The organism is Gordonia sp. DT218 (assembly GCF_049847105.1).
GTDB lineage: Bacteria > Actinomycetota > Actinomycetes > Mycobacteriales > Mycobacteriaceae > Gordonia.
In genome coordinates, this window is the sequence record NZ_JBNCNS010000003.1 from 203,980 (window position 1) to 228,661 (window position 24,682).

Sequence of the window (24,682 nt, forward strand, 5' to 3'; positions counted from 1 at the left end):
GGTAGCAGTTCGCCGAGACCACGGACGTTGTCGACGACTTCGCCGCTGCGCGCGAGTTGTCAGTCCGCCTTGGTTCCCGGAAGATATTGCTGCACTTTTTGTTTGGCCCCCTGCTTGACGATTCCCCACGCATCCTCATCGCCCTTGACCAGTGCGGTACTGAGCGACTTCGCCTGATCGAGCGTTGCATGAGGCGGTATCGGCGGGACGTTCGGATCGCAGCGGACGTCGAGGAGGGTCGGGCGGTCGGCCGCCAGTGCTTGATCCCAGGCACCCGCGATCTGATCTGAACTCTCGACGTTGATGCCGCCGAGCCCGATGCCGCGCGCGAACGCGGCGTAGTCGACCTCCGGAAGCGTCTGCGATGCTTTGAACTTCGGAGAACTCGTCATGGCACGCTGTTCCCACGTGACCTGGTTCAGGTCGTTGTTGTGCAACACCGCCACGATCAGGCGCGGATCCTGCCATTGTCGCCAATAGCGGGCGACCGTCAGCATCTCGGCGAGACCGTTCATCTGCATTGCGCCGTCACCTTCGAAGGCGACCGCCGGCCGCTCGGGATGGGCCCATTTCGCTCCGATCACGTAGGGCACTGCAGGTCCCATCGTGGCCAGTGTTCCCGACAACGATCCCCGCATGTCGTCTCGAAATGAGATGTGCCGGGCGTACCAGTTTGCGGCACTTCCGGAGTCGGCGGTGACGATGGCATTCGAGGGCGCGCGCTTCGAGAACTCATGGAAGATACGCATCGGGTTGATCGGATCGGCATCGGTCATGGCCTGTCGCGTTGCGGTGGAGTGCCACTGCGTCACGTGCTTCTCCACCGAGTCGCGCCAGCTACGGTCCTGCTTGCGCTCGAGTTTCGGCAGGAGTTGCTGCAACGTGCGTTTCGCGTCCCCGACGAGGTTGACCTCGTTGGGGTAGCGCATGCCTATCCATTTTCCCGATCGGTCGATCTGGACGCCGCGCGCCTGGTCGAGTTCCGGGAGGAACTGGGAATAGGGAAAATTGGATCCGACCATCAGCAAGGTGTCGCAGTCGCGCATCAGATGGTAGCTGGCCGTGGTGCCGAGCAGGCCGATGGAGCCGGTGACCCACGGGAGGGTGTCGGGCAACACATCTCGACCGAGAAGGGCCTTTGCGCAGCCGGCGCCCAACTTTTCGGCGACCTGGGTGAGTTCATCGACACACCCACGCGCACCTTGGCCGACCAGCATGGCGACCTTGGTGCCTGCGTTCAGCACGTCGGCGGCACGGGAAACGGCGGCGGGATCGGGATCGGGCGTGGCCTGCTCGATGCCCAGGCTGGACGGGACATGTTTGAACTCGTGCTGCGGGGGTGAATAGTCCAGCTCGAAGACGTCCGACGGGAAGATCAGCGCGGTCGGTGCACGTTCGGTGATCGCGACCCGGATCGCGCGATCGATGAGGTTGGGGATCTGTTCGGGCACGGTGCACATCTGCACGTAGTCGCTGCAGACGTCCTTGTAGAGCGAGAGCATGTCGATCTCTTGCTGATATGAGCCGCCCATCGCCGACCGTTCCGTCTGTCCGACGATCGCGACCACCGGCACGTGGTCGAGTTTGGCGTCGTAGAGCCCGTTGAGAAGATGCACACCGCCGGGGCCGCTGGTCGCGGTGCACACGCCGACCTCTCCGGAAAATTTCGCGAAGCCCACGGCCTCGAATGCGCTCATCTCCTCGTGACGTGACTGCACGAACTGCGGGTCGTCGTCGGCCTCCGCCCACGCGGCCAGCAGCCCGTTGATCCCGTCCCCGGGATAGCCGAACACCTGTCGGACACCCCATTCGCGGAGCCGGGACAGCACGACGTCGGCGACCTTCTCACTCATGAACACTCCTCCCTGGTGGCTCGTTCGCTCACCTTGGGCAGTACCCGTTGGGCGTTGGTCAAACACATCGGACGAGATGTCCGATTCGTGGACGGAGTCTGCGTGCTTCGGTACACGCTGCTCGTGACAGGCGCGCGACCCGACGTGCTCCCGGTTTCACGCTCGTTGCAGCCAGAGCCGTCGCCGAGCAACGCGTCGCAACTCGGCGATGTCATGGCCTTCGATGTCGTGGTCTTCGATGTTGTGGTCTTCGATGTTGTGGTATGGCCCACTCTGGTCGGTGGCATCGAGGATGCGAGCGAAGAACTCCGTCTCGTCTATGCCGAACCGGTCCCTGATGTGGTCTGCCGGACCGCCACCGTAACGCGCACATCGAGTGGCGAAAGTCAGTAGTTCGCATTCTGGTCCAGACCATTCCGAGTTCGACCCGTTCACGTCGTCTCCTCGACATCGTGATCGGACTCGTCGGAAGCGTCTTGATCGGAGTCCATGACCGAGGTCCACCAATCGCGGAGCGGCGAAGGGTCAGGCCACACCACGTCGTTGGACGATCTGGAGTCGAGCTTCGGCGTCACGTTGGGCGCTCCCGAAGAATTGGTCGATTTCTTCGGGGTGACCGCCATAGTGGCCTTCTCTCAAAATTGTTTGCGTGGCCCGCGTTCTTAGGCCGTGCGTGAGTGCCCACTATCGGTCGGCGCCAAACATTCGAGCTGCGCGTGCCTCCTGTTTGACGGCGTCGCATCTTGGGTATGCCTGGAATCCAGCCGCCATTGGTGCCGCGTGATCTCGCGGGGTCGGGCTGCCGGAGTTCAATCGTTCAGCTCGGGTGGCCGTCCGGCGAAGACGTCCGCCACGCGGTCCCGACAACCGAATGAGAGTTGCGATGATGAGGGAACCAGACACCGATTCGACCGAGCCGACGTCGGGTGAGACGCGGGATGTGCTCCACCCGGGACCCGCCGACAACGACGGCAGCGGCGGTATGGCCACGCGGGAGGTCGCCCCGGAGGTCGCACGCAAGAGCGAGGTCGACGATGCGGGATAACACTCCCGACGATGTGCGCGGCGCCCGTGAAACGGTCGACGAGCTCGAGGACGAGCATGTAGACGTCCCCGATCCGGATGAGAATCCGCAGGTCGATCCGGCCGCGGCGACCGACTCGGGAACCGGCGATCCGGCTTCGCCCGCAGCTGGGGATGCGGAACCCCCGGATTGACAGGTCTGATCGGTAGGCTCGTCGGTGATGGTGATGTTTGGCCGCCGGCCCGATCGGGTAGTCGCGTGCCGTCCCACTGTCCGCCCGCGAGAGGTTATCCATGCTTGCTGATCGTCGCGGCCACGCGGTGACGGCCGAATTGCCGGCATCGCGCGGCCGGTTGTCTGCAGCACTGATCGAGGCGCTCGAGGGCGAGCGTCCCCTCGAACTGCCGATCGGCGTGGATGAGGCAGACCCTTACGGCGACGACCTGCAGCTCGCGCTCTACGTCGCCTACGAGATGCATTACACCGGCTGGACCGGGGTACGCGACGATCGGGAATGGGATATCCAGATCCTTGCGTTCCGCCGAGAGCTCGAGCGGCATTTCCTGGCTGCGGTACGCGCCGACATTGGTCCCGCGGACGACTTCTCGTCGCCCGAGATCGAAATGAATCGGCTCTGCGTCGAGCCCGCCGACGGCGACGGCGTCTCGTTCATCCTGCGCGACAGCGGTTCCTGGCGGCAATTCCGTGACATGTTCGCGATGCGCTCGCTGTACCACCTCAAAGAGGCCGACCCCCACGCATGGGCCATCCCGCGGCTGCGGGGCGCTGCGAAGGCTGCGTTCGTCGCGGTCGAGTTCGATGAATTCGGTGGGGGCCGTGCGGAAGCGGTCCACCAAGACCTGTTCGCGGATCTGTTGGCCGCCGCAGACCTGCGCCCCGATTATCTCGCCTATCTCGACGGTGCGCCCGGATGGGCGCTGGCTCCGGTGAACCTCATGTCACTCTTCGGTTTACATCGATCCCTGCGCGGGGCCACGGTCGGGCACCTCGCTGCCACCGAGATCACGTCGCCGCCGGGCTCGCAGCGATTGTTGTCCGGCCTTGAACGTCTCGACGCCCCGGAGACGTGCCGACACTTCTATGCCGAGCACGTCGAGGCAGACGCTGTCCACGAGCAGATCCTGCGACACGACGTCGTGGGCGAACTCGTGCGCGCCGAGCCGAATCTGGAGGCGGATGTCGTGTTCGGAATCCGTGGGTTCCTGTTGGTGGAGGACGCCTTCGACCGGGGGCTGCGTTCCGTCTGGGAGCTGGGCGAACTCCTCGTGTGACGGTCTCAGCCCGCATTGTCGGCTCGGATACGACGCCGGTGGCTGGTGTCGCACAGCGGATACCGCCGGCTGCGGCCGCATGCGCACACAGCGACCGCGAACCGGTCGGACCGGACGTGCGATCCGTCTGGCATCTCGATGTCCACCGGTCCGGACACCAGCATCGGTCCACCCCGCACCATGCGTACGCGAGTCGGTTCGGACGAGCTGCTCATCGATGACCTCGCGGCGCCGCGGATGTGGATGGTCGGTCGGCGCGCACGACCACGAGTTCCTCTACCCGACGATCGGTGTCGAGGAGCCCGAGATCTTCGAACCAGGTGGCCTGAGCGGTGAGTACGGGCCCGAACGGAACACGACGGCGCGCCACGACGTCGGCATGGAGGCCGGTACGACGCAGTGCCGCGACAGTTTCGGCCGGGTCGGCGAACTCCGATTGTACGAGCAGGAGAGTTCCGCCGGGATTGAGCAGTTCGGCGGCGCCGGCGCACAGCGGATCGAGCACCGACCGACCGTCGGGACCGCCATCCCAGGCGTTCCGCGGCCAGGCATACTCGTCGGTGACGTCTAGGTCGGGCGGCGTCGGTACATAAGGCGGATTGCAGGTCACGAGGTCGAATGTGTCCCGGCCGGTGAGGTCGTTGAGATCGCGATGTTCGACCGTGACGATGTCGGACACTTTCTGGCAGCGCGCCGCGGCGGACTGCGCGGCGCCCGGGCACGAATCGATTGCGAGCACCGAGGCGGCACCCAGTCGGGCCAGCTCGATGGCGACGACGCCGGTTCCGGTGCACAGGTCCGCTGCCCGGGTCCCGGGGACACGACAGGACCGCCGGACTGCGTCGACCAACAGTTGCGAGTCTTCCTGTGGCCGGTAGACCGTTTCAGGAGGGATCGGTAGTCCCAATCCGCCTGGTACTGGGGCATCACAGCTGAGCGTCATGCCTCTCTTGTTCCCAGTAGACGCTCATGTCAAACCGAAGGAGGACGGGCCCGGAGGTTTCAGCCCGGCGACGTGGGGGTATGACTGCGGCGAGATGAATTGTCGCGGGTGAGGAGAGCACGCAGTGACCGAGAACCGCAACATCACCGATGACCACCGTGTCATCGACGACGTCGCGCTGTCGGCGGATGCGCCCGTGGAGTTGAGTGTGCCTGCACGCGCCGACAGACTCCAGATCGTCCGAGCAGTGGTGGAAGGCACCCTCTATGCCGACGACTGGACCATCGACGACGTCGCCGACATCCAACTCGCGATCGACGAGGTCTGCTCGCAACTCATCGTGGCGTCGGTCGACGCCGGTTGTCTGCGCGTCTCACTACATGTCGGGGAGGCCGGGTTCGTCGGCGAGGTGGCGGGCGCGATCGAGCCCGCCATTGAATTGGACACGGCTGGTTTCGGTTGGCATGTGGTGGAGACGGTGACCGATGCTCAAGCGGTCACCTACGTCGACACCGCCCACCGCCGTGATGCCACGGTTCGGCTGGCCAAGTTGCTCAGCGGAACTCGACCGAGGTGAGCGACCTGCTGGCTTCAGCCAACGAATCATGGAGATCGATCGCGTCGTCGAGGCGGCATGCCTCGACGGGCCGCGCGACGGCGCGACCGCAGGCGACGGCAACTGGTATGTGACGTCGAGCGGCGTCATCGCAGAACTTGCCGAGCACCGCCAGCCCGGAGGTGCTGAGGAAACGCACCTGCAGCAGATCCAGCAGCACACACTCTGGCCGGCGACCGGTCAGCCGATCCAGCGCCACGGCGAAGTCGGCCACGCTCTGTAGGTCGATCTCACCCGAGAACTGTTGTACACAAATGGTTCTGGCCGCCGTGAGATTGCCTACTGCAGGTCTCGCACCTGCCGCAGGCGCCAGCGAGTCGCGAAAAGTGATGTGTGAATCCAGGCTCATGCGTCTGCCTCGTTCCGAGTTGTACGAGTGCGGCGAGACACGCGTTCCGAGGTCTCGCTGCTGCAGCTGTTGGCTGAACCGCTATGACCAACCGTACGGCGCCGGCCATCCGTCGACAAGTGGAGTTTAGAAGGGACACCACCCGGGTAGCCGCTACGTTGGAGTGATACTGACCTCGCATGCCACACCACCCTCCGGAGGAATTGCTTGACCTCGACACCCGAGAACGATTCGGCGCTGCGCGACACGTCGGCCGGCAACTCTCGGGTGGACGACTATGCAGACGTGGCGCCGGCGATCCAAGCGCTGCGCGAGGCCGCCGACGACCAGGTCAGGGCGCGAATGCGCTCGGACATCGTCGAACGATGTCTCCCACTGGCCGACCACGTCGCGCGCCGATTCAGTGGCCGCGGGGAATCGGTCGACGATCTCGTCCAGGTCGCGCGCATCGGAGTGGTCAATTCCGTCGACCGTTTCGACCCGCGACGTGGAGGGAGTTTCCTGTCGTTCGCTGTGCCGACGGTCATGGGTGAGGTGAAGCGTCATTTCCGTGACAGCATGTGGGCGATCAGGGTGCCACGACGGGCCAAAGAGACCTCGCTGAGCATCAACCGGGCCAGTGACGAACTGGTCCAACGGTTGGGCAGGTCGCCGCGCCCCAGCGAACTCGCCGAATACCTCGGCATCCCCGTCGCGGACGTGATCGACGGCCTGATGGCGCGTTCTGCCTACAACGCCACGTCCATCGATTCCGAGCCCGATGACGATGACGGGCGATCGATCATCGACACCCTGGGCGCCGACGACGAGCGGATCGCTCAAATCGATGAGATCGTGGCGCTGCGACCGGCTTTGGCGACCCTGCCCGAGCGGGAACGGCAGATAGTGAGTCTGCGTTTCTTCCACTCGATGTCGCAGAGTGAGATCGCCGCAGAAGTCGGTATCTCGCAGATGCACGTTTCGCGGCTGCTGAACCGGACGCTGGCCCGACTTCGCGACGAACTGACCCCGCTGCCCGAGAAGTGGGGCCCGGACCACCGACCCTGACCGGCGTGCGCAACCGCCTACGGTTTCAGGATCACCTTGACGGCGCCATCGGCCTTGCGCTGGAAGATGTCGTACGCGTGCGGCGCGTCGTTCAGTGGGAGTTCGTGTGTGGCAAAGGAGTCTACACCGAGGGGATCGTCGTCGCCGAGCAGGGGCATGATGTCCGGCGCCCATTTCTTCACATTCGCCTGGCCCATACGGATCTGGATCTGCTTGTCGAACATCGTCAACATCGGCAGGGGGTCGGCGGTTCCGCCGTAGACGCCGATGATGGACAGGGTGCCTCCGCGACGCACGATGTCGATGGCGGAGTAGAGCGCCGACAGGCGGTCGACACCGGTCTTGCGCATCATCGGCTCGGCGACAGTGTCCGGCAGCATCGCGACAACCCGTTGCATCATCTTGTTCACCGGGGAGCCGTGTGCCTCCATGCCCACCGCATCGATCACCGCGTCGGTGCCACGACCATGCGTCAACTCGCGGACAGCATCTCCGATGTCGTCGACCTCGTCGAGATCGATGGTGTGGATGCCGCGTGCCCGTATGCGTGCCAACCGCTCGGGTACGCGGTCGACCGCGATCACCTCGGCACCCTGGTGGGCCGCGATGCGTGCGGCCATGTCGCCGATCGGGCCGAGGCCAAGGACGGTGACCGATCCTCCCGCCGGGATGTCGGCGTAGGCGACCGCCTGCCACGCGGTCGGAAGAACATCGGACAGATAGACATATCGGGAATCCGGTGCGTCACCAGGGACCTTGATGTGGGTGAACTGTGCCTGCGGAACGCGCAGGTACTCGGCCTGACCACCGGGAACCGATCCGTAAAGGCTCGAAAAGCCGAAGAGCGCCGCGCCTATTCCCTGATCGCGCACTTGAGTCGTCTCGCACTGGGTGTACAGCTCCTGCGTGCACGTGTAACACGATCCGCACGAGATCTGGAACGGGATCACGACCCGGTCCCCGACGGCGAGATCGCCGACCTGTGAGCCGACTTCCTCCACCACACCCATGGGTTCGTGGCCGAGGATGTCGCCCGGTTTCATGAATGCCCCGAGAACTTCGTACAGGTGGAGGTCGGATCCGCAGATGTTGGTCGAGGTGACCCGGATGACGGCGTCCGAATCCTCTTGGATCTGCGGATCGGGGACATCCTCGACGGCGACGTTTCGCGTGCCCTGCCAAGTGACTGCGCGCATATGATCTCCTCTGATCGGTTCACTCGCAGCGTGCCCGCGGTGGATCAGGATCAAACCTCCGCCGATCTGACGGGCGCAGGTGGTTTGACGTGAGCGGTGCACGGGCATACATCACCGTCAGCGTCGGAACGGGCAGCGGCGCCTCGGCCCTGGTCACCGTCCGCCGACCCATCGCACCATTACTTCGAGGAGACCACCATGTCGACAGATGCGATCGTGATCCTGAAAGACGACCACAAGCAGATCAAGAAGCTGTTCAACGATTTCCGTGCCGCAGGTCCGAACGCGACGAAGACGAAAGGTGACATCGTCGGGAAGATCATCGACGCCCTCACCGTGCACACCTACATCGAGAACGAAGGGATGTACCCGGCGGTCCGCAAGGCCGTGCCCGCCGTCGAGGACGACATCCTCGAGTCGTATGAAGAGCACCACGTGGCCGACCTGCTGGTGATGGAACTCGTCACGATGAAACCCGAAGACGAGCGATTCGATGCCAAGACCACCGTTCTGATCGAGAACGTGGAGCATCACATCGAGGAGGAAGAGTCCGAATGGTTTCCCAAGGTGCGTAAGACACTGGGCCGGAAAGAACTCCAGCGGCTCGGTGAAGAGCTGCTGGAATTGAAGAAGAAGGCGCCGCACTCACCCGCACAGCCGTCAGCCCTGAAGAAGACCATCGACGCGATCGTGAGGTGAGCGGGTCGTCAACATCCGCGGGACGATGTTTGATCCACGGGCCCGGTGGGTATCAAGAGTGTACGCAAACGACATTCGATCCAAGGAGCACACGATGGGTCTCGACGACAAGATCTCGAACAAGGCAGAAGACCTGCAAGGCAAGGCCAAAGAGGCCACCGGAAGCGTGACCGGCGACGGTGATCTCAAGAACGAGGGCAAGGGCGACCAGGCGTCGTCGGCGGTGAAAGACGGCGTCGAGAGTGTCAAGGACGCAGCCGGCAAGGTCAAGGACAAGTTGACCGGGCACTGACCCGGCCATCTCGTGCGGTCGATGCCACTCGAAGAACGGATAGGTGAAACATGATCGGAACCATCATCAGTGCCATCGTTGTGGGTCTGATCGTCGGTGCACTGGCCCGGCTCATCATGCCGGGCAAGCAGAATGTCGGCGTCATCATGACGATCGTGCTCGGGATATTGGGATCACTGATCGGTTCGTGGCTGACTTATCAGGTGGGCTACAGCAACAGCAACGGTGGATGGGAGGTCATCCCGTTCATCGTGGGGGTCGTCGTGGCCATCGCCCTGATCGCGGCATACCTCGCGGTACGCGGACGGCAGGTCAGCCACCACTGATCTCCCCTGAAACCCTTTGTGGCGGTCACCGTGATCCACGGTGGCCGCCATTTCACCTGTGCCTCATGCCAGCGCGGCAGCGGACACCCAGAACGGGCTCGGCGGGCATTGTGGCAGGCTGAAGCGGCGAACGAATGGCACGAACGTCGTGGGGTGGTGGACACACGGACACAAGGGTGAGGGTGATGGCGAAGAACGGGTGGACGCCGGCAGATGCGCCGCGGATGGACGGCAAGACCGTGGTGGTCACTGGTGCCAACACGGGCATCGGCCTGGCGACCACGCGCCACCTGGCGCGGCTGGGTGCCCACGTGCTGATGGCTTGCCGCAACGTCGACGCCGCAGCCGCCGCCCGCGCCGACATCCTCGCCGGTGTGCCCGCTGCTCGGCTGGACATCGTGCAGCTCGATCTCGGTGACCTCGCGTCGGTGCGCAAGGCGGCCGACGAGATCGGCAACAGCCATCCGGTGGTCGATGTCCTGATCAACAACGCGGGAGTCATGGCCGGTCGACGCGAATTCACCGCCGACGGCTTCGAGATGGATTTCGGGACCAGTTTTCTCGGCCACTTCGCATTGACGGGCCTGCTCCTCGAGCGCCTGTTGTCGGCGGATGCGGGACGGGTGGTGACGGTCGGCAGCAGTGCGCATCGCGCCGGCGTCATCGATTTCGACGATCTGACGATGGACCACTCGTTCAGCACCTCACGTGCCTACGCACGTGCGAAGTTCTCGCAGTTGGTGTTCGCGATGGAATTGCAGCGTCGGCTGTCGGCGAGCGGCCACACCGCGCCGATCTCGGTGGCCGCGCATCCGGGTGCCACCCACAGTGGGGTGATGCGCGATTCGGGCCGGCTGCTGCAGTGGCTGTTCACCACGCCGTCGCTGCACTGGTTGCGCAGGTCCTTCATCATGGAGGGTCCGGAAGGCGCATTGCCGTCCGTGCGCGCTTCCACCGATCCGGGTGTGATCGGTGGCCAGTATTTCGGTCCGTCGGGCCCGGGGCAGTTCAGCGGACCTCCGGTGCTTGTGGTGCCCAGCCATCGGGTCTTCGACGGGGAACTCGGAAACCGTTTGTGGGACACGGCAGAAGAGCTGACCGGGGTCACGTACGCGTTTGGGCGGTGAGTGGTCTCGATACGCCGGCTCGCTTCGCTCGCGTGGCTACTCGACCGGCGGGAGGCCGCGCATCTTCGCCGATCGAGTAGCCGAGGAGCGTAGCGACGAGGCGGTGCCCCGCTGATCGAGTAGCCGAGGAGCGTAGCGACGAGGCGTATCGAGATCACCCGACCACACCCCTCACACCCCCACCGCGCTCAACATCGCCAGCTTCTGATGGCTCTCGCTGCCCGGTGTCGCGGTGTAGACCAGCAGGGCCTGCGTGCCGTCGGGGTCGAGGAGGGTCTGGCAGAAGACCTCGATCAGCCCCAGATCCGGATGGAGAAGGCGTTTGCGCTGATCGGTCAGCGACGTGGCGACGTCGTGCCGGCCCCAGATCTCGCCGAACTCCGGACTCGCCGCGAGTAATGCGTCGGCGACCTCGGCCGCGTGTGACCCTGCCCCCTCGCGGGTGACCGCCGCCCGGAGCCGGGCGGTGTGTGCCCGTGCATGGTGATCGTGGTCGTCGACCGGAAAACGTTGTCTGGTGGCCGGATCGGTGAACCATCGGTAGGCGATGCTGCGGTGAAGGCCGGTGAACTGTGTCTCGTCGCCGACCAGTGCGACACCGGGCGCGGTTTGCACGAGCGTCTCTCCGGCACTGTTCACCACCATCGCGGGCGTATCGGCGAGCCGATCGAGGATGCGCATCATGCCCGGACCGACGTGGTCGGGAATGGCCATGCGGTCGGGGGCATTGTGCCCGGCGAGGCGGAAGAGGTGGTCGCGCTCGTCGAGAGTGAGGTGCAATGCACGTGCAATCGCCGCCACCATCTGGTCGGACGGTTGCGGCCCGCGCTGTTGTTCGAGGCGGCTGTAGTAGTCGGTCGACATCCCGGCGATCATCGCGACTTCTTCGCGTCGCAGGCCGCTCGTCCTGCGACGTTGTCCGGGTGGCAGCCCGACGTCGGCAGGTGCGAGCGATTCACGCCGTCGCCGGAGGAACTCGGCGAGCCCGGACCGATCGATCACTGCATTCCTCGATTCTGGCTGCGGGGTGGGTACTGAGTGGTGGGTACCCACCACTGTTCCGCATGGCGATGCCCGCATCCAGGGATCGGCAATCCAAGGATGACCGATTCCTTGAAGTGCGGGCGCGGACGCGGTGAAGTCGTAGGTGGCAGTACATCGGAGCGAAGGAGACATCATGAAGATCACCGGCAACACCATTTTCATCCCCGGCGCGACCTCCGGCATCGGCTTCGGCCTGGCGCTCCGATTGCACGAGGCCGGCAATCGCGTCATTGTCGGCGGACGCCGGGTCGCGCTGCTGGAACAGATCGCGTCGGACCATCCGGGGATGGAGACGATCAGGATCGACACCGCCGATGCCGCCGATGTCACACGCGCCTGCGCCGAAGTGCAGAAGCGGTTCCCCGAGACCAATGTCCTGATCGCGATGGCCGGCATCATGCGATCGGAGGATCTGAGTGGTGCGGGCTTTCTCGACACGGCAGTCGCCGAGGTCGAGACGAACATCTTGGGGCCGCTGCGGCTCGTCGCGGCATTCGCCGAGTTCCTTGCCGCACAACCGGACGCGGTCATCATGACCGTGTCGTCGGGGCTGGCGTTCACTCCGATGGCGGGTACACCGACCTACAGCGCGACCAAGGCGGCGATCCACTCGTTCAGCGACAGTCTCCGACTTCAGCTGGCCGACAAGGGGATCGGTGTACTGGAGCTGGTTCCGCCGGCCGTGCAGACCGACCTGATGCCCGGCCAGGCGGAGGCCGACTGGGCCATGCCGCTCGACGATTTCCTCGACGAGGTGATGTCGCTGCTGCCGACCGCGACCCGCGAGATCCTGGTTGATCGGGTGAAGCCGCTGCGCTTCTCGGCGCATGAGGGTAACTACGACGACCTGATGGCCGCTCTCGCGCAGCAGGCCGGGTGATCCTCCCCTGTTGATCGAGTAGGGACCCGCGTTGATCGAGTAGGGACCCCCGTTGATCGAGTAGGGCCGGAGCGTAGCGACGACCCGGTCCCACCGTTGATCGAGTAGGGACGGAGCGTAGCGACGACCCGTATCGAGATCATCACCCTCGAACCCGCAGGTGCGCCAGTGATCTCGATACGCCCTCCGCTAGCGCTCCGGGCTACTCGATCGGCGGGACGAGTGGGGCTACTCGGCGGGTCAGTCGCCGCAGGGTTCGGCGGTCAGGTCGTCGATCCCGTTGCCCATGCAGGCCGCGGTCGCCGGACCCGTGCCGGCCAGTCCGATTGTGGCAATGGCGGCGCACGCAGCCAGCACAGCAATGAATCGTCTTTTCATCGGTCTTGTCTCCCTCGGGAATTCACCGAACGATCGTGGATGCGCGGCGCCACCCACCGACCGGGCAGACGTTGCCCGGCGAAGCCTCGCTGGAGTCCATCCTTGCGCGGTCGGCCGGCTCGCGCAATAGTCGGGTGACCTGTTCCCTGAGGAGCGAGCGTGCGAGCGTCTCGAAGGGTCACGCCAGCGCGTCGGCCGCCCGAACGAAGGCGAGATGGGACAGGGCCTGCGGGATGTTGCCGGCCTGGCGGCCCGCGCCGACGTCGTACTCCTCGGAGAACAGTCCGACGTCGTTGGCGGTCGCGCACGCACGGTCCATCAGCGCCACCGCGTCGTGGTGCCGTCCACTCATCGCGTATTGCGTGACCAGCCAGAACGTGCAGGCCAGGAACGGATGTTCGTCGCCGTCGAGCCCGTCGACCCCGGAGCCGGTGCGATACCGGTGCACCAGTCCGCCGGGCATCAGAACCCGCTCGATCTCGGCGACGGTCGCGAGCATCCGGGGGTCGTCGGCGGCGCAGAAACCGACCTGTGGGAGCAGCAGCAACGACGCGTCCACTTCGTCGGTCCCGGCGTATTGGACAAATCGCCCGGCCGCCGGATCCACCCCCGCGCTGTCGATCTCGGCCCGGACCCGGGCGCGGAGTTCGCGCCAGTGCTCGGGTGAGCCGTCGAGGTCGAACTCTTCGGACGCACGGACACCGCGATCGAAGGCCGCCCAGATCATCGCGCGGGAATGGGTGAACATCTGCGGGTCCCCGCGCATTTCCCAGATCCCGTTGTCGGGACGTTCGAGATTCGCCTCGACCTGCTCGAGCAACGCCTTCTGCAGCGACCACGACATCGGGGTTTCCTGCAGTCCTGCCTGCCGTGCCGACTCGAGACCGCAGAGCACCTCGCCGATCACATCGCCCTGGTATTGGTTCACCGCGCCGTTTCCGATCCGGACCGGTGCGGCGTTCTGATAGCCCGGCAGATGCGACAGCTCCCGCTCCTCGAGATCGCGCTCCCCGGCGATGCCGTACATGATCTGCAATTCCTTGGTGTTGCCGGCGATCGCGCGCATCAGCCACATGCGCCAGTGCTCGGCCACCCGGAGAAAGCCGTGATTCACCAACGCCTCCAGGGTGAGCGAGGCGTCGCGCAGCCACACATATCGATAATCCCAGTTGCGGCTGCCGCCGAACTGTTCGGGGAGTGATGTGGTCGCGGCGGCGACGATGCCGCCGGTGTCGAGATTGCTCAGCGCACGCAGCGTGATCAGCGATCGGACCATCTGCTCGTGGTGCGGTCCGGAATGGTCGATGCGGCTCGACCATCCGGTCCACCAGCCGACTGCGTGGTCGAGCGCCGCGTCGACGTCGAGGGGGTCGGGTTCGGGCCGGTGCGAGTGATACCAGGTGAGCGTGAGGTCGACGGTCACGTCGGGTTCGACGGTGAAGAACCCGCGGTGCACGTTGCCGTCGGCGTGCAGCGCCGCCCCCCGCACGACCACCGCGTCCGGGCCCGCGATGGCACGCAGCGCGGGCCCCTCGGCGTTGCCGACCTGCAGGACCCACGGCACCGCCCGTGCGTAGTCGAAGCGCATCCGCAGATCGGTCTGGAACTCGACGTGGCCCGACAGCCCGACGACGCGTCGGACGAGGTCGACCCGACCGCCGTCGAGGGGCATGAACTCGTGCACCTCGGCCACGCCGGTCGAGGTCTCCCATCGCGTGACGAGGACGAGGGTGTCCCCCGTGTACGCACGACTGCACTGCGCCGATCCCTCCCGTGGTGCCAGCGTCCAGCAGCCGTGCTCTTCGTCGCCGAGCAGCGCGGCGAAGATCGACGCCGAGTCGAACCGGGGCACACAGAACCAGTCGATCTCGCCGCGACGCGACACGAGCGCTGCGGTGCGACAGTCGCCGATCAGGGCGTAATCCTCGATGTTCGGACGCATACATCGATTCTTACCGCCATCGTGCGATGTATCGGCGAGTTCGGCCCTGGCGAGTTCGATGCGCGTTACCGTCGGGCATGGCCGAGACGACACTCTTCATCCTTGGTGCGACGGGGGATCTGACCTCCCGCCTGCTGTTGCCGGCACTCGAGCAGCTCCTTGCTCTCGAGCCGGATCGCGACGTTCGGCTCGTCGGTGTGGGGCGGCGAGAGGTCTCCGACGATCAATGGCGCGACCGCGTCCGCGACGCGTTCGGTGACGAGCCGGCGCCCGCCGCGGCCCGACTCGCCGACTCGACGACCTATCTGCAGGCGGATATCGGTTCCGCCGACGGGCTTCGAACGATTCTCGGGTCGGCGCAGGGCCGACCGATCCTCTACTTCGCCGTCCCGCCCGCGATCGCACAGGCATCGTGTGAGGCCATGACGGACGTGGAGGTGCCGTCCGGCGCGATCCTCGCTCTCGAGAAACCATTCGGCACCGATGAGACGAGCGCCCACGCGTTCAATGAGACCCTGGCCCACCTCGTCCCGGAGAACCAGGTGTTCCGCGTCGATCATTTCCTGGGCCAGTCGATCCTCCTGGACCTGATCGGGGTGCGGTTCGCCAATCGTGTGTTCGAGCCGGTGTGGTCGGCCGATCACATCGAATCCGTGGTCATCCGCTACGACGAGACACTCGGACTCGAAGGCCGCGCAGGCTATTACGACAAAGCCGGTGCGTTCGTCGACATGTTGCAGAGTCACCTGCTCGAACTCCTCTCGGTGGTGGCAATGGATTCCCCCGCGTCGTTGGGCGAGCGAGATCTGCGCGATGCCACCGCGGCCGCCCTGCGCGCCACCCGCGTCTGGGAGGGCGATCCCATTCGTGCCTCCCATCGGGCGCGGTACACCTCGGGTGAGGTGGATGGTCATCGGCTGCCGGCCTACACCGACGAGGAGGGCGTCGATCCGTCGCGCAACACCGAGACGCTCGCCGAGGCAACCTTCGAGGTGCGTACCGCCCGCTGGGCGGGTGTGCCCTTCACCCTGCGGTCGGGCAAGGCGATCGAACCCGCGGTCAAGGAGATCGCCCTCACCTTCCGGCCGGTCCGTCATCTGCCGGAACAGTTTCGCGGTGAGGCGGCGAGCAACGTTCTCCGGTTCTCCTTCGGTCCGGACACGATGTCGTTGCGGCTCAACGTGCACGACGGTTCGCACCCGTTCGACCTGAAGGCGACCGAACTCGACGCCGATCTGGGGGTCGGGTCGCCTCGGGCCTACGCGGAGGTGTTGTCCGGGATCCTCGACGGCGACGCAACTCTCGCGGTGCGGGGCGACACCGCGGAGCAATGCTGGCGGATCGTCGCGCCGATCCTCGACGCCTGGCGGTCCGATCAGGTCCCGATTGACGAGTACCCGGCCGGCTCGAGCGGGCCGACGGACTGGCCTGCGCTGTGAGTGCCGGCCCGCAGTCGATGTCGCTGCGAACGGATCCGCAGGTCATCGAGGATCTCCGAATGCGTCTGAGGGCAACCCGCTGGCCGGACTCTCCCGCCGGTTGGTCCCTGGGGGCCGATGTCGACTACCTACGTAAGCTGATCGGCTACTGGGCGGACCAATTCGACTGGCCGGCACAGGAATCCGAGATCGAACGACTCCCGCATCTGCGAGTCGAGGTCGGCGGCCTCGGGATACATGTCGTCCACGCCCGCGCGCCGGACCGCGCCGGACCCGTGATGCCCCTGCTGCTCAACCACGGCTGGCCGGACTCGTTCTGGCGCTACCTCAAGGTGATTCCGCTGCTGAGTAACCCCGGGGCGCACGGTGGCGACCCCGCCGATGCCTTCGACGTGATCGTGCCCGACATGCCCGGTTTCGGATATTCCGATCACCCGGCCCACGCGTACGATTCGATCGCGGTGGCCATGCTGTGGGCGGAACTGATGACCGAGCTCGGATATGACACGTTCGGTACCGCCGGTGGCGACATGGGGAGTCAGGTCAGCAGGTTTCTCGCACTCGACCAACCCGAACGTGTCGTCGCCGTGCATCGTATGGATGCCGGATTGCCCAAGTACTGGGGAGACCCGGAAGAACTCGACGACACCGAACGCGCGTGGATCGAGACGGGGACGGTGTGGGCGCGCACCGAAGGTGCATATGCGGCGATGCACAGCACCAAGCCGGTCACCGCCGCGGTCGGTCTCACCGACTCGCCGGCCGGCCTCGCGGCGTGGATCGTCGAGAAGCTGCGTGCATGGAGCGACTGCAACGGTGACCTCGAGACGGTGTTCACGAAGGACGAGATCCTCACCCTGCTCACCCAGTACTGGGTGACCGGCAGTATCGGATCGTCGATGCGGATGTACCACGCCAATGCGGTGATCCCGCTCGATCAGTACACCCGACATGTGGACGTGCCGTCGGGCTTCTCACTGTTCGGCGGTGACGTGCTCAAACCGCCGCGGGCCTGGCTCGAACGAACAGCGAATGTCGTCAGCGTGACGGAGCCGGAACACGGCGGGCATTTCGCGCCGTTCGAACAGCCCGAGCTGTACGCGCAGGAACTCCGGGACTTCTTTCGACCGTTCCGCAGCGGATTCGCAGACTGACGAGGCTGCACACCGCTCGGCGTGATCGAGCAGGAATCGAGAAGTCTTACGGAACGTTCGGGCCTAACGTCATACGCATGACAACAATCACCGCCATCACCCTCGACGTTCCTGACACCGCCGCCGCGGAGACCTTCTACGACAAAGCCTTCGGGCTGGGCGATCGACTCCGTTTCCGGACGGCCGAACAGCCGACCGCCGGCTTCCGGGGATTCGTCCTGTCCCTCGTCGTCGCCGATCCCGGCGTCGTCGATTCGCTGATCATGCCTGCTCTCGGCGCAGGTGCCACCGAGATCAAGCCCGCCAAGAAGTCCTTCTGGGGCTACGGCGGCGTGGTGCAGGCGCCGGACGGCACCATCTGGAAGGTCGCGACGTCGAACAAGAAGGCGTCCGGTGCCCCGGCCCGCCAGCTCGACGACATCGTGCTCCTCATCGGCGCCGACGACGTGGCCGCGAGCAAGAAGTTCTACGTCGAGCAGGGACTCGACGTCGCGAAGAGCTTCGGCCGCAAGTATGTCGAGTTCGCAAGCGAGCCCGATTCGGTGAAGCTGGCACTCTACGGACGGCGCGCCGCGGCCAAGGATGCCGGGGTGGATGCGGAGGGCAGTGGGTCGCATCGGCTGCTGGTGGGCAGCTCCGGTGCGTCGTTCACCGACCCCGATGGCTTCGTGTGGGAGCCGGCCCAGTAGGTCCGGGAGGGCATTAGGCTGGTCGCCGTCACGTACCCCGGCGAAGTGGATCAGTCGATGGAACGCATCATCAGCGGAGATGAACGAGCCCTGCTGGAGAACATGGTCGACCGCAATCGGGAGGCGTTGATCGAGTCCGTCGTCCGACTCTCGGACGCGTCATCGCGGTCGCGACTCGTGCCGTCGGCGACAACGCCGATCGGCCTCCTCAGACACGGTGCGGCGGCGGAACGTTTCTGGTTTCAGCACATCCTGGACGGACGGGCGAAAGAGGACTGCAGCGGACCGGCCACCCCGGGGGAGGCGAGCTTTGCCATCCCCGACGGCCGGTCGCTCGACGACGTCGTCGACGAGTTCCGGAGCGCCGCCGCGGAATCGCGCGAGATCGTGTCCTCGTACGACATGTCCGACACCTTTCAGAACTCGCACGGTGCGGACGTGAGCGTTCGGTGGCTCATGCTGCACATGATCGAAGAGATCGCTCGCCACGCCGGGCACGCCGACATCCTGGTCGAACTCATCACCGCCGAGGCCGCACCGACATGAACCTTCGTGGCGGCTCGCCGAGAAACCCACGCCGGGTATTTCAGCTCCCGGTGACGACCGCGACGCCGACACGTCCGCCGTCGACGTCGACGACGGTGCCATGGACGAACTCCGCGTCGTCGGATGCCAGGTAGGCCGCCGCGGCCGCGATCGCGTCGGGGTGGCCCGCGCGGCCGGCAGGCGTACCGATCATCAAGGCCTCCCCGGGATATACGGCGTCGGAGTCGAGATCGGGCGTGCGGATGACGCCGGGCGAGACCGCGTTGACCCGGATGTTGTCTGCACGGAACTCCGCAGACCATGCCCGCGTGAGGGTTTCGAGTGCGCCCTTGCTCGACGCATAGAGGGCTCCCGAACCGATACCGAGCCTGGCCACCCAACTCCCGAGATTGACGATGACGCCGCCCCCGGAGGCGGACATCGTCGGTACGAGCGCTCGCACGAGGAAGAACGGCGCCTTCACATTGACGCCGTACACCCGATCAAAGGTGTCGTCGTCGACGGTTCTGGTGGTGGAGGAGGGAAAGATCCCCGCGTTGTTCACGAGGATGTCGAGTCGACCGCCGGCCGCGGATACGGCCTCGCGGGCGAGTGTTGCACTCGCGGACGAACTGCCGTCGAGGTCCGCCCGGACAAAATCGGCGCGGCCTCCCCGGTCGCGGATGTGCTCGACGACCGACCGGCCACGGTCGGGGTCTCGACCGGAAACGACGACATGCGCTCCTTCATCGGCGAAGCGATAGGCGATGGCACGGCCGATGTTGCTGGTCGAGCCGGTGATCAGTGCGGTCCTGCCGTCGAGTCGCTGCATGTCCGCCGACGGTAGGCGGGTATTTCTGGACCGGCAAGTCCAAAAACGTCGTAGGCTGGGTCACGTGGCATTGACGACGAAGGGGCGGGCGACCCGCAAACGGATCGTCGAGGAGACGGCCGCGTACCTGCGGCAGGGCGACCCCGGCGGCGTCACCCTCGACGACGTGCGCACGGTCACCGGGACCAGCAAGAGTCAACTCTTCCATTACTTCCCGGGCGGGAAGGAGGAGCTGTGGTTGGAGGTCGCCCGGCACGAGGCGGACCGGGTGCTGGAGGACCAGCAACCGTATCTGGGCACCCTGGACACCTGGGAGGCGTGGGAGCGCTGGCGGGAGGTGCTCGTCGCGCGGTATCGGGCGCAGGGGCCGCACTGCCCACTCGCCGCCCTGATGAGTCAGGTGGGCGCGGCACCGGGCGCTGCCGATGTGGCGACGGCGTTGCTCCAGCGATGGCAAAGGCAAGTGCGACAGGGGATCACCGCACTTCAGTCGAGTGGGATCGCTCGCCCGGGTGTGGACGCCGATGGTCTCGCGGCCGCATTGATCGCCGGTATCCAGGGAGGGGTGACGGTTCTCCGGACGACGGGGGACACGGCTCACCTCGAAGCCGTGCTCGACGTCCTGTTCGCGCACCTGCGGCCCGAGTGAGGTGATGCAACCCCGATGATGTTAAACGCCGCTGTCTATGATTTGCTGGCCTCACGCTGGAATTCGACGAGGGGAATTCTTCGATGGGGGTGGGCAGTGTCGGTGATCCCTGACCGCATCGACGCGCTCTTCGAGTTCTGGCCGGACCTGACGGCTGCGGAAGTGGTGGGGCGCGCTCGCGAGCGGGGCCACGGCCTCGACGTCGGCACTCTGTCGGCCGTCCGGTCAGGTCATATGGTGCATCCATCGGTAGAGATCGTCATCGCCATCGCCGCCGGGTTCGGCGTCACTCCGGAGTATTTCGCGGAAGCCGGCGAGACGCCGGCCTCCGGCGACGAGATCCGGACCGCGCGGCTCGAGGTCGACCACGATCTGTGGATGATGGCCGTGGCGATCGCTCGGCTCCCGCCGGATCGGCGCGACAGTGTTCTCGAGTTGCTGGATTTTCTCGAGACCACCGACCACCCCCTCGCGCGGCCTGCGTCGCCGGACCACGACGAGCGGCGGCGAGGGAACTCGTGACGGGCCGATGATTTCTCCCGGCTCTTGCAGTCTGACCATCGTCAGCAACGTCGAGAGTGCAGGATTGTCGAATGGGTCAGCTACTGAAAGTGCAGAACTTCACCGTGTCGCGCGACGGCTTCGGGGCCGGTGACGGACAGAGCCTCGAACGGCCGTTCGGTCATGCCGATCCGGCGTCGCTGATGTCGTGGGCGGGCGCGACCGCGAGTTGGCCCAATCGCACCGACTCCGGCGGCAGCCGTGGGCTCGACGACTACCTGACCCGCGACTTCTCCCACAACATCGGTGCCGAGATCATGGGCAGCCACAAGTTCAGCCCACATCGCGGGCCGTGGAAAGACCATGACTGGCTCGGTTGGTGGGGCGACGAGCCGCCGTTCCACACGCCGGTGTTCGTCCTGACCCATCACCTGCGGCCGTCGTTCACCTTGTCGGATACGACGTTCCATTTCATCGACGACGACCCGGCGACGGCCCTCGACAAGGCGAAGGCGGCCGCCGACGGTAAGGATGTGCGGCTCGGCGGCGGCGCGACCACCGTGCGGGAGTTCCTCGACGCCGGTCTGGTCGACACCTTGCACGTGGCGGTGTCCGACGAGGTCGAGCTCGGGTCCGGGGTGCGACTCTGGGAGTCACCCGACGAGCTGCTCGATCGCTATCACTGCGACGTCGTGCCGAGTCCTGGCGGTGCAGTCACGCATCACCTGTTCTGGCGGCGGTGACATAACGCAGGTGGGTGGCGCGGCGACCGGGGACGACCGTCGGGTCCGCGAGGAGCCGGTGGCCGTTCGCCAGCGGGCCGAAGTAGCGGATCCCCTCGCCGAAGAGCACCGGTACGAGGCTGACGCAGATCTCGTCCACCAGATCGAGGTCGAGAGCCTGTTGGATGATCGTCGGGCTGGCGATGATCACATCGCCGGCACCCGCGATCTCTCGTGCACGTGAGACGGCGGCGGCGACGTTGTCGACGAAGGTGGTGTTCGGCCACCGTGCCGTGGCGTCCTCCGGCGGATGATGAGTGACGACGACGACCGGGACCCCGACCGGATGATGGTCGCCCCAGCCATCGGTGATGTCGAAGAGGTGTCGACCCGACACGAGCGCGCCGGCGTTGCCGGTCAACTCGCCGAGGACGTCCGCGTCGGCATCGTCGACGTGGAACCCGATGTCCTCGTTGGCGCTGGGCACCGCCGTCTCGCCGGCGTCGTACCAGGCGAACAGCTCGCCCGGATCGTCGTTCGGGTCGGCGATGAAGCCGTCGAGCGACATCGTCATGTGCGTGATGACTTTTCCCATGGTGGGGCCTCCTCGGTCGCGCCGGTCAACAGTTGTGACCAGGCGCGACCGAGGAACTCATCGGAGTGGGCGAGAAACGTTCGACGGTGAGGCTCTACAGCCGTCCGACCACGTAGTGGGCGGCATCCAGCGGCATGCCGTTGACGGTGTACAGCACGTGCAGCGCGTTGGGCTGTCCCACCGGTGCGCCGTTGCAGATGGTGTCACCGGGAATGCAGTATCGGACCGTCTTGGGCTCGTACGAGGCGCCGACGCGAATCCGCGGTGCGCCGATGTCGCTGATGAACCGGTCCGAAGGCGGTGCGAAGAGCACCACGGCCGCGACATGGCTCGCCACCTTGGCGGGCAGCGGGGCGGGCACCTGTGATTCGTACTGACGGTAGCGATCGGCGATCGTGATCTTGCCGCTCGTCGCGTAACCGGCGACCACGGCTCCCTGCGAATATCCGCCGAGGACGATCCGGGTCTTCGGGCAGGTGGCGGCGATGGTCTTCACCTCGTTCTGGGCTTCCTTCACGCCGTCCGCCACGGTCTTGACGAACTTCGGGCGATTGTTGAAATCGCTGCTCGCGGGGTATTTCACACCCTGGGCGGCCACCGACTTGCCCGGCAGTTGCGATCGGAGTGCCCCCACGAACGACTGACCGGTCAATCCGATCGGTGGCGCCGGTTCGGCCGTGCCGCGGGCAAAGACGACCGCGACGTCGGAGCAGGTGGCGGCCGATGCCTTAGGAGCGTTCATCACCACCCCGCCGGCGACAGCCGCGAACAAACAGAGAAACGACACGGTCAATCGGGCGCCGACGCTGGACAGAGCACTGGTTGAACTGTGGGATTCAAGGTTCATGCACATTGTTCGGACGTGGATGGCGTTCGGATGGGTCGGATGTCCACCTGTTTTCCGGGAGTTGTTCGGGCTGGTTGACTCGAATGGCGGCCGCGATACTGCGCGGGCGCGGCGGTCACGGCTTTCGGTCGAGGAGATCGTCACTCGACCGTGGGGGAGTGCCCAGTAGACCGCGGAGGGTCAGGCGCTCACCGCAGTAGCCGATTTGCGTGCCGCAGCGTAGGTGCGAGCAGCCTCGGCCGGTGAGTCGACCTGAGGTGGCGAACCGGTCAGTGGTTGCCGCGCCGACTCACGCAGGAACACCACCGCGACGAGCCCCACCAGCCCGCTCGCGATGAGGTAGAAGCCCGGTACCAGATGGTTTCCGGTGGCGCTGACCAGTGTCGAGGCGACCAGTGGCGTGGTGCCGCCGAACGCGGACACCGCGATGTTGAAGCCGATCGACAGCGCTCCGTAGCGCACCGTCGTCGGGAAGAGCGCGGGCAGCGTCGAGGCGGTCGGCGCGGCGAAACACGCCAGAATCGCACCGAATACGACGCATGCGACGATCGGCGCCCAGAGTGTGTCCATTCCGAACAGAACAAAACATGGTACTGCGACGATGATCTGGAGGACGGCGCCGAAGGCGAAGACGGGTCGTCGTCCGATGTAGTCGGTGAGGCGGCCCAGCATCACGATCAGCGCCACCACCACGAGCATCGAAAGCAACACCAGCAGATCGGAACTGAGTTGGCTGCGCCCGACGACGTCGGTGAAGTAGGTCGGCAGGTATGCGGTGATCATGTAGTTGGTGACGTTGTAGAGGATCACCAGTCCGATGCAGACCAGCAGCGGTCGCCAGAACCGCACGAAGATGGCGCCGATCTCACGGCCGGCGCTCTCGGCCCTCTTGACCTGGGCGTCGTGCTCGTCGAGTTGTTTCCGGAAGGCCGGTGTGTCCTCCAGGCGCAGACGTAGATACAGCCCGATCAAACCCATCGGGCCGGCGATGAAGAACGGGATGCGCCAGCCCCACGAGGTCATCGTGTCGTCGCCGAGCCAAGCGTTGAGGACGGTGACGAGGAATGAACCGAGCGAATACCCGATGAACGTCCCGAAATCGAGCCAACTGCCCAGAAATCCACGGCGGCGATCCGGCGAGTACTCGGCGATGAATGTGGTGGCCCCGCCATACTCGCCGCCGGTGGAAAAGCCCTGCACCATGCGAGCCGCGAGCAGCAGAATCGGCGCCCAGATGCCGATCGAGGCATAGGACGGGATGAGGCCTACGGCGAAGGTGCCGGCAGCCATCATGATCATCGTGACCGCCAGGACTTTCTGCCGGCCCACCCGGTCGCCGAGCGGGCCGAAGAAGAACCCGCCGAGCGGCCGCACGATGAAGGCTGCCGCGAACGTCGCGAAGGTGGCCAGCAATTGGGCGCTCGACGAAGCGTCGGGGTAGAAGACCTTTCCGAGGGTGGCGGCGAGATAGCCGTACACGCCGAAATCGAACCACTCCATCGTGTTGCCCAGTGCGGCTGCGGCAATGGCTCGCTTGAGCATCGGCTGGTCCACGACGGTGATGGACTCTTCGGTCAGTGGCGGTTTCCGGCGGATCAACGCGCCCAGCGAGCGCAGATGACGTTCCACCACGTGAGCGTGCGCCCACTGAATAGGTGAGGTCCTGCCGTCGGCAACTCCGGATTCGGACATCTTTCCAGGGTAGGCAGTCGACGTGGTCG

30 protein-coding genes are annotated in these 24,682 nt (G+C 65.5%); 18 read left to right on the forward strand and 12 right to left on the reverse strand.

The genetic code is table 11. The annotated features are described in order from the left end of the window. Positions 1–59: 59 nt before the first annotated feature. A complete protein-coding gene (locus tag ACPXCG_RS12415; RefSeq protein ID WP_425792277.1) occupies positions 60–1,853 on the reverse strand; it encodes a thiamine pyrophosphate-requiring protein in 1,794 nt (597 codons plus the stop codon). Between the two features lie 15 nt (positions 1,854–1,868). Between ACPXCG_RS12415 and ACPXCG_RS12420 the strand changes: the two genes are divergently transcribed. The 4 genes from ACPXCG_RS12420 to ACPXCG_RS12435 all read left to right on the forward strand — a co-directional run bounded on the left by ACPXCG_RS12420 (position 1,869) and on the right by ACPXCG_RS12435 (position 4,169). Further along, positions 1,869–2,246 (forward strand): hypothetical protein, encoded by a 378-nt coding sequence (locus ACPXCG_RS12420; protein ID WP_425792278.1) that lies wholly within the window; start codon positions 1,869–1,871, stop codon positions 2,244–2,246. 490 nt (positions 2,247–2,736) lie between these two features. Next, positions 2,737–2,898: a hypothetical protein gene (locus tag ACPXCG_RS12425; protein WP_425792279.1), complete on the forward strand. Its 162-nt coding sequence runs from the start codon at positions 2,737–2,739 to the stop codon at positions 2,896–2,898. Beyond that, positions 2,888–3,070 (forward strand): hypothetical protein, encoded by a 183-nt coding sequence (locus tag ACPXCG_RS12430; RefSeq protein ID WP_425792280.1) that lies wholly within the window; start codon positions 2,888–2,890, stop codon positions 3,068–3,070. Before ACPXCG_RS12425 ends, ACPXCG_RS12430 begins: the two co-directional genes overlap by 11 nt. A 100-nt stretch (positions 3,071–3,170) precedes the next feature. Then, on the forward strand, positions 3,171–4,169 hold the full coding sequence (locus tag ACPXCG_RS12435; protein WP_425792281.1) for an iron-containing redox enzyme family protein: 999 nt from the start codon (positions 3,171–3,173) through the stop codon (positions 4,167–4,169). Positions 4,170–4,174: 5 nt separating this feature from the next. On the opposite strand, the gene ACPXCG_RS12440 is transcribed toward ACPXCG_RS12435, so the two are convergent. Beyond that, positions 4,175–4,384: a CDGSH iron-sulfur domain-containing protein gene (locus ACPXCG_RS12440; protein ID WP_425792282.1), complete on the reverse strand. Its 210-nt coding sequence runs from the start codon at positions 4,382–4,384 to the stop codon at positions 4,175–4,177. After that, complete coding sequence (locus ACPXCG_RS12445; protein ID WP_425792283.1) at positions 4,381–5,112, reverse strand: HemK2/MTQ2 family protein methyltransferase; 732 nt, start codon at positions 5,110–5,112, stop codon at positions 4,381–4,383. Before ACPXCG_RS12445 ends, ACPXCG_RS12440 begins: the two co-directional genes overlap by 4 nt. 124 nt (positions 5,113–5,236) lie before the next feature. Here ACPXCG_RS12445 and ACPXCG_RS12450 point away from each other — a divergent pair, with 124 nt between their 5' ends. After that, positions 5,237–5,689, forward strand: a complete 453-nt coding sequence (locus ACPXCG_RS12450) for an anti-sigma factor (RefSeq protein ID WP_425792284.1) — start codon at positions 5,237–5,239, stop codon at positions 5,687–5,689. Here the strand turns inward: ACPXCG_RS12450 and ACPXCG_RS12455 are convergent. Next, positions 5,667–6,077, reverse strand: coding sequence for an STAS domain-containing protein (locus tag ACPXCG_RS12455; RefSeq protein ID WP_425792285.1), 411 nt, complete (start codon positions 6,075–6,077; stop codon positions 5,667–5,669). The genes ACPXCG_RS12450 and ACPXCG_RS12455 overlap by 23 nt on opposite strands. 237 nt (positions 6,078–6,314) lie before the next feature. On the opposite strand from ACPXCG_RS12455, the gene ACPXCG_RS12460 reads away from it, so the two are divergent. Next, positions 6,315–7,124, forward strand: coding sequence for an RNA polymerase sigma factor SigF (locus ACPXCG_RS12460; RefSeq protein WP_425792812.1), 810 nt, complete (start codon positions 6,315–6,317; stop codon positions 7,122–7,124). A 17-nt stretch (positions 7,125–7,141) separates the two neighbouring features. Here the strand turns inward: ACPXCG_RS12460 and ACPXCG_RS12465 are convergent, their stop codons facing one another. Beyond that, a complete protein-coding gene (locus ACPXCG_RS12465; protein WP_425792286.1) occupies positions 7,142–8,320 on the reverse strand; it encodes a zinc-dependent alcohol dehydrogenase in 1,179 nt (392 codons plus the stop codon). A 198-nt stretch (positions 8,321–8,518) separates the two neighbouring features. On the opposite strand from ACPXCG_RS12465, the gene ACPXCG_RS12470 reads away from it, so the two are divergent. From ACPXCG_RS12470 to ACPXCG_RS12485, 4 genes are all read left to right on the forward strand, one after another. After that, positions 8,519–9,019, forward strand: a complete 501-nt coding sequence (locus tag ACPXCG_RS12470; protein ID WP_425792287.1) for a hemerythrin domain-containing protein — start codon at positions 8,519–8,521, stop codon at positions 9,017–9,019. Between the two features lie 94 nt (positions 9,020–9,113). After that, on the forward strand, positions 9,114–9,311 hold the full coding sequence (locus tag ACPXCG_RS12475; protein ID WP_425792288.1) for a CsbD family protein: 198 nt from the start codon (positions 9,114–9,116) through the stop codon (positions 9,309–9,311). A gap of 50 nt (positions 9,312–9,361) precedes the next feature. Next, complete coding sequence (locus ACPXCG_RS12480; RefSeq protein WP_425792289.1) at positions 9,362–9,637, forward strand: GlsB/YeaQ/YmgE family stress response membrane protein; 276 nt, start codon at positions 9,362–9,364, stop codon at positions 9,635–9,637. A gap of 185 nt (positions 9,638–9,822) precedes the next feature. Next, on the forward strand, positions 9,823–10,764 hold the full coding sequence (locus ACPXCG_RS12485; protein WP_425792290.1) for an oxidoreductase: 942 nt from the start codon (positions 9,823–9,825) through the stop codon (positions 10,762–10,764). A 171-nt stretch (positions 10,765–10,935) separates the two neighbouring features. On the opposite strand, the gene ACPXCG_RS12490 is transcribed toward ACPXCG_RS12485, so the two are convergent. Beyond that, positions 10,936–11,766 (reverse strand): helix-turn-helix transcriptional regulator, encoded by an 831-nt coding sequence (locus ACPXCG_RS12490; protein WP_425792291.1) that lies wholly within the window; start codon positions 11,764–11,766, stop codon positions 10,936–10,938. Positions 11,767–11,941: 175 nt separating this feature from the next. Between ACPXCG_RS12490 and ACPXCG_RS12495 the strand changes: the two genes are divergently transcribed. Next, the gene (locus tag ACPXCG_RS12495) at positions 11,942–12,688 is read left to right on the forward strand and encodes an SDR family oxidoreductase (RefSeq protein WP_425792292.1); all 747 of its coding nucleotides are present in this window, start codon (positions 11,942–11,944) and stop codon (positions 12,686–12,688) included. A 240-nt stretch (positions 12,689–12,928) separates the two neighbouring features. Here the strand turns inward: ACPXCG_RS12495 and ACPXCG_RS12500 are convergent, their stop codons facing one another. Together ACPXCG_RS12500 and ACPXCG_RS12505 are read right to left on the reverse strand one after the other, a co-directional pair. Then, positions 12,929–13,066, reverse strand: coding sequence for a hypothetical protein (locus ACPXCG_RS12500; protein WP_425792293.1), 138 nt, complete (start codon positions 13,064–13,066; stop codon positions 12,929–12,931). A gap of 178 nt (positions 13,067–13,244) precedes the next feature. Further along, positions 13,245–15,008: a glycoside hydrolase family 15 protein gene (locus tag ACPXCG_RS12505; protein ID WP_425792294.1), complete on the reverse strand. Its 1,764-nt coding sequence runs from the start codon at positions 15,006–15,008 to the stop codon at positions 13,245–13,247. A 77-nt stretch (positions 15,009–15,085) separates the two neighbouring features. Between ACPXCG_RS12505 and ACPXCG_RS12510 the strand changes: the two genes are divergently transcribed. From ACPXCG_RS12510 to ACPXCG_RS12525, 4 genes are all read left to right on the forward strand, one after another. Then, positions 15,086–16,447, forward strand: coding sequence for a glucose-6-phosphate dehydrogenase (locus tag ACPXCG_RS12510; RefSeq protein WP_425792295.1), 1,362 nt, complete (start codon positions 15,086–15,088; stop codon positions 16,445–16,447). Between the two features lie 17 nt (positions 16,448–16,464). Continuing rightward, positions 16,465–17,601: an epoxide hydrolase family protein gene (locus tag ACPXCG_RS12515; protein ID WP_425792813.1), complete on the forward strand. Its 1,137-nt coding sequence runs from the start codon at positions 16,465–16,467 to the stop codon at positions 17,599–17,601. A 77-nt stretch (positions 17,602–17,678) separates the two neighbouring features. Next, complete coding sequence (locus tag ACPXCG_RS12520) at positions 17,679–18,290, forward strand: glyoxalase (protein ID WP_425792296.1); 612 nt, start codon at positions 17,679–17,681, stop codon at positions 18,288–18,290. A 57-nt stretch (positions 18,291–18,347) separates the two neighbouring features. Beyond that, the gene (locus ACPXCG_RS12525) at positions 18,348–18,836 is read left to right on the forward strand and encodes a DinB family protein (RefSeq protein ID WP_425792297.1); all 489 of its coding nucleotides are present in this window, start codon (positions 18,348–18,350) and stop codon (positions 18,834–18,836) included. A 40-nt stretch (positions 18,837–18,876) separates the two neighbouring features. Here ACPXCG_RS12525 and ACPXCG_RS12530 read toward each other — a convergent pair whose 3' ends face one another. Continuing rightward, the gene (locus tag ACPXCG_RS12530) at positions 18,877–19,647 is read right to left on the reverse strand and encodes an SDR family NAD(P)-dependent oxidoreductase (protein ID WP_425792298.1); all 771 of its coding nucleotides are present in this window, start codon (positions 19,645–19,647) and stop codon (positions 18,877–18,879) included. A gap of 64 nt (positions 19,648–19,711) precedes the next feature. Between ACPXCG_RS12530 and ACPXCG_RS12535 the strand changes: the two genes are divergently transcribed. The 3 genes from ACPXCG_RS12535 to ACPXCG_RS12545 all read left to right on the forward strand — a co-directional run bounded on the left by ACPXCG_RS12535 (position 19,712) and on the right by ACPXCG_RS12545 (position 21,540). Further along, complete coding sequence (locus ACPXCG_RS12535) at positions 19,712–20,296, forward strand: TetR/AcrR family transcriptional regulator (protein ID WP_425792299.1); 585 nt, start codon at positions 19,712–19,714, stop codon at positions 20,294–20,296. A 96-nt stretch (positions 20,297–20,392) separates the two neighbouring features. Then, positions 20,393–20,818, forward strand: a complete 426-nt coding sequence (locus ACPXCG_RS12540; protein ID WP_425792300.1) for a hypothetical protein — start codon at positions 20,393–20,395, stop codon at positions 20,816–20,818. Positions 20,819–20,889: 71 nt separating this feature from the next. Further along, positions 20,890–21,540, forward strand: coding sequence for a dihydrofolate reductase family protein (locus ACPXCG_RS12545; RefSeq protein ID WP_425792301.1), 651 nt, complete (start codon positions 20,890–20,892; stop codon positions 21,538–21,540). Here the strand turns inward: ACPXCG_RS12545 and ACPXCG_RS12550 are convergent. The 3 genes from ACPXCG_RS12550 to ACPXCG_RS12560 all read right to left on the reverse strand — a co-directional run bounded on the left by ACPXCG_RS12550 (position 21,512) and on the right by ACPXCG_RS12560 (position 24,653). Beyond that, positions 21,512–22,114, reverse strand: a complete 603-nt coding sequence (locus tag ACPXCG_RS12550) for a dihydrofolate reductase family protein (RefSeq protein ID WP_425792302.1) — start codon at positions 22,112–22,114, stop codon at positions 21,512–21,514. The genes ACPXCG_RS12545 and ACPXCG_RS12550 overlap by 29 nt on opposite strands. Before the next feature lie 94 nt (positions 22,115–22,208). Continuing rightward, positions 22,209–22,856, reverse strand: a complete 648-nt coding sequence (locus ACPXCG_RS12555) for a cutinase family protein (RefSeq protein WP_425792303.1) — start codon at positions 22,854–22,856, stop codon at positions 22,209–22,211. A 285-nt stretch (positions 22,857–23,141) separates the two neighbouring features. Beyond that, positions 23,142–24,653, reverse strand: coding sequence for an MFS transporter (locus ACPXCG_RS12560; RefSeq protein ID WP_425792304.1), 1,512 nt, complete (start codon positions 24,651–24,653; stop codon positions 23,142–23,144). Between the last annotated feature and the right edge of the window lie 29 nt (positions 24,654–24,682).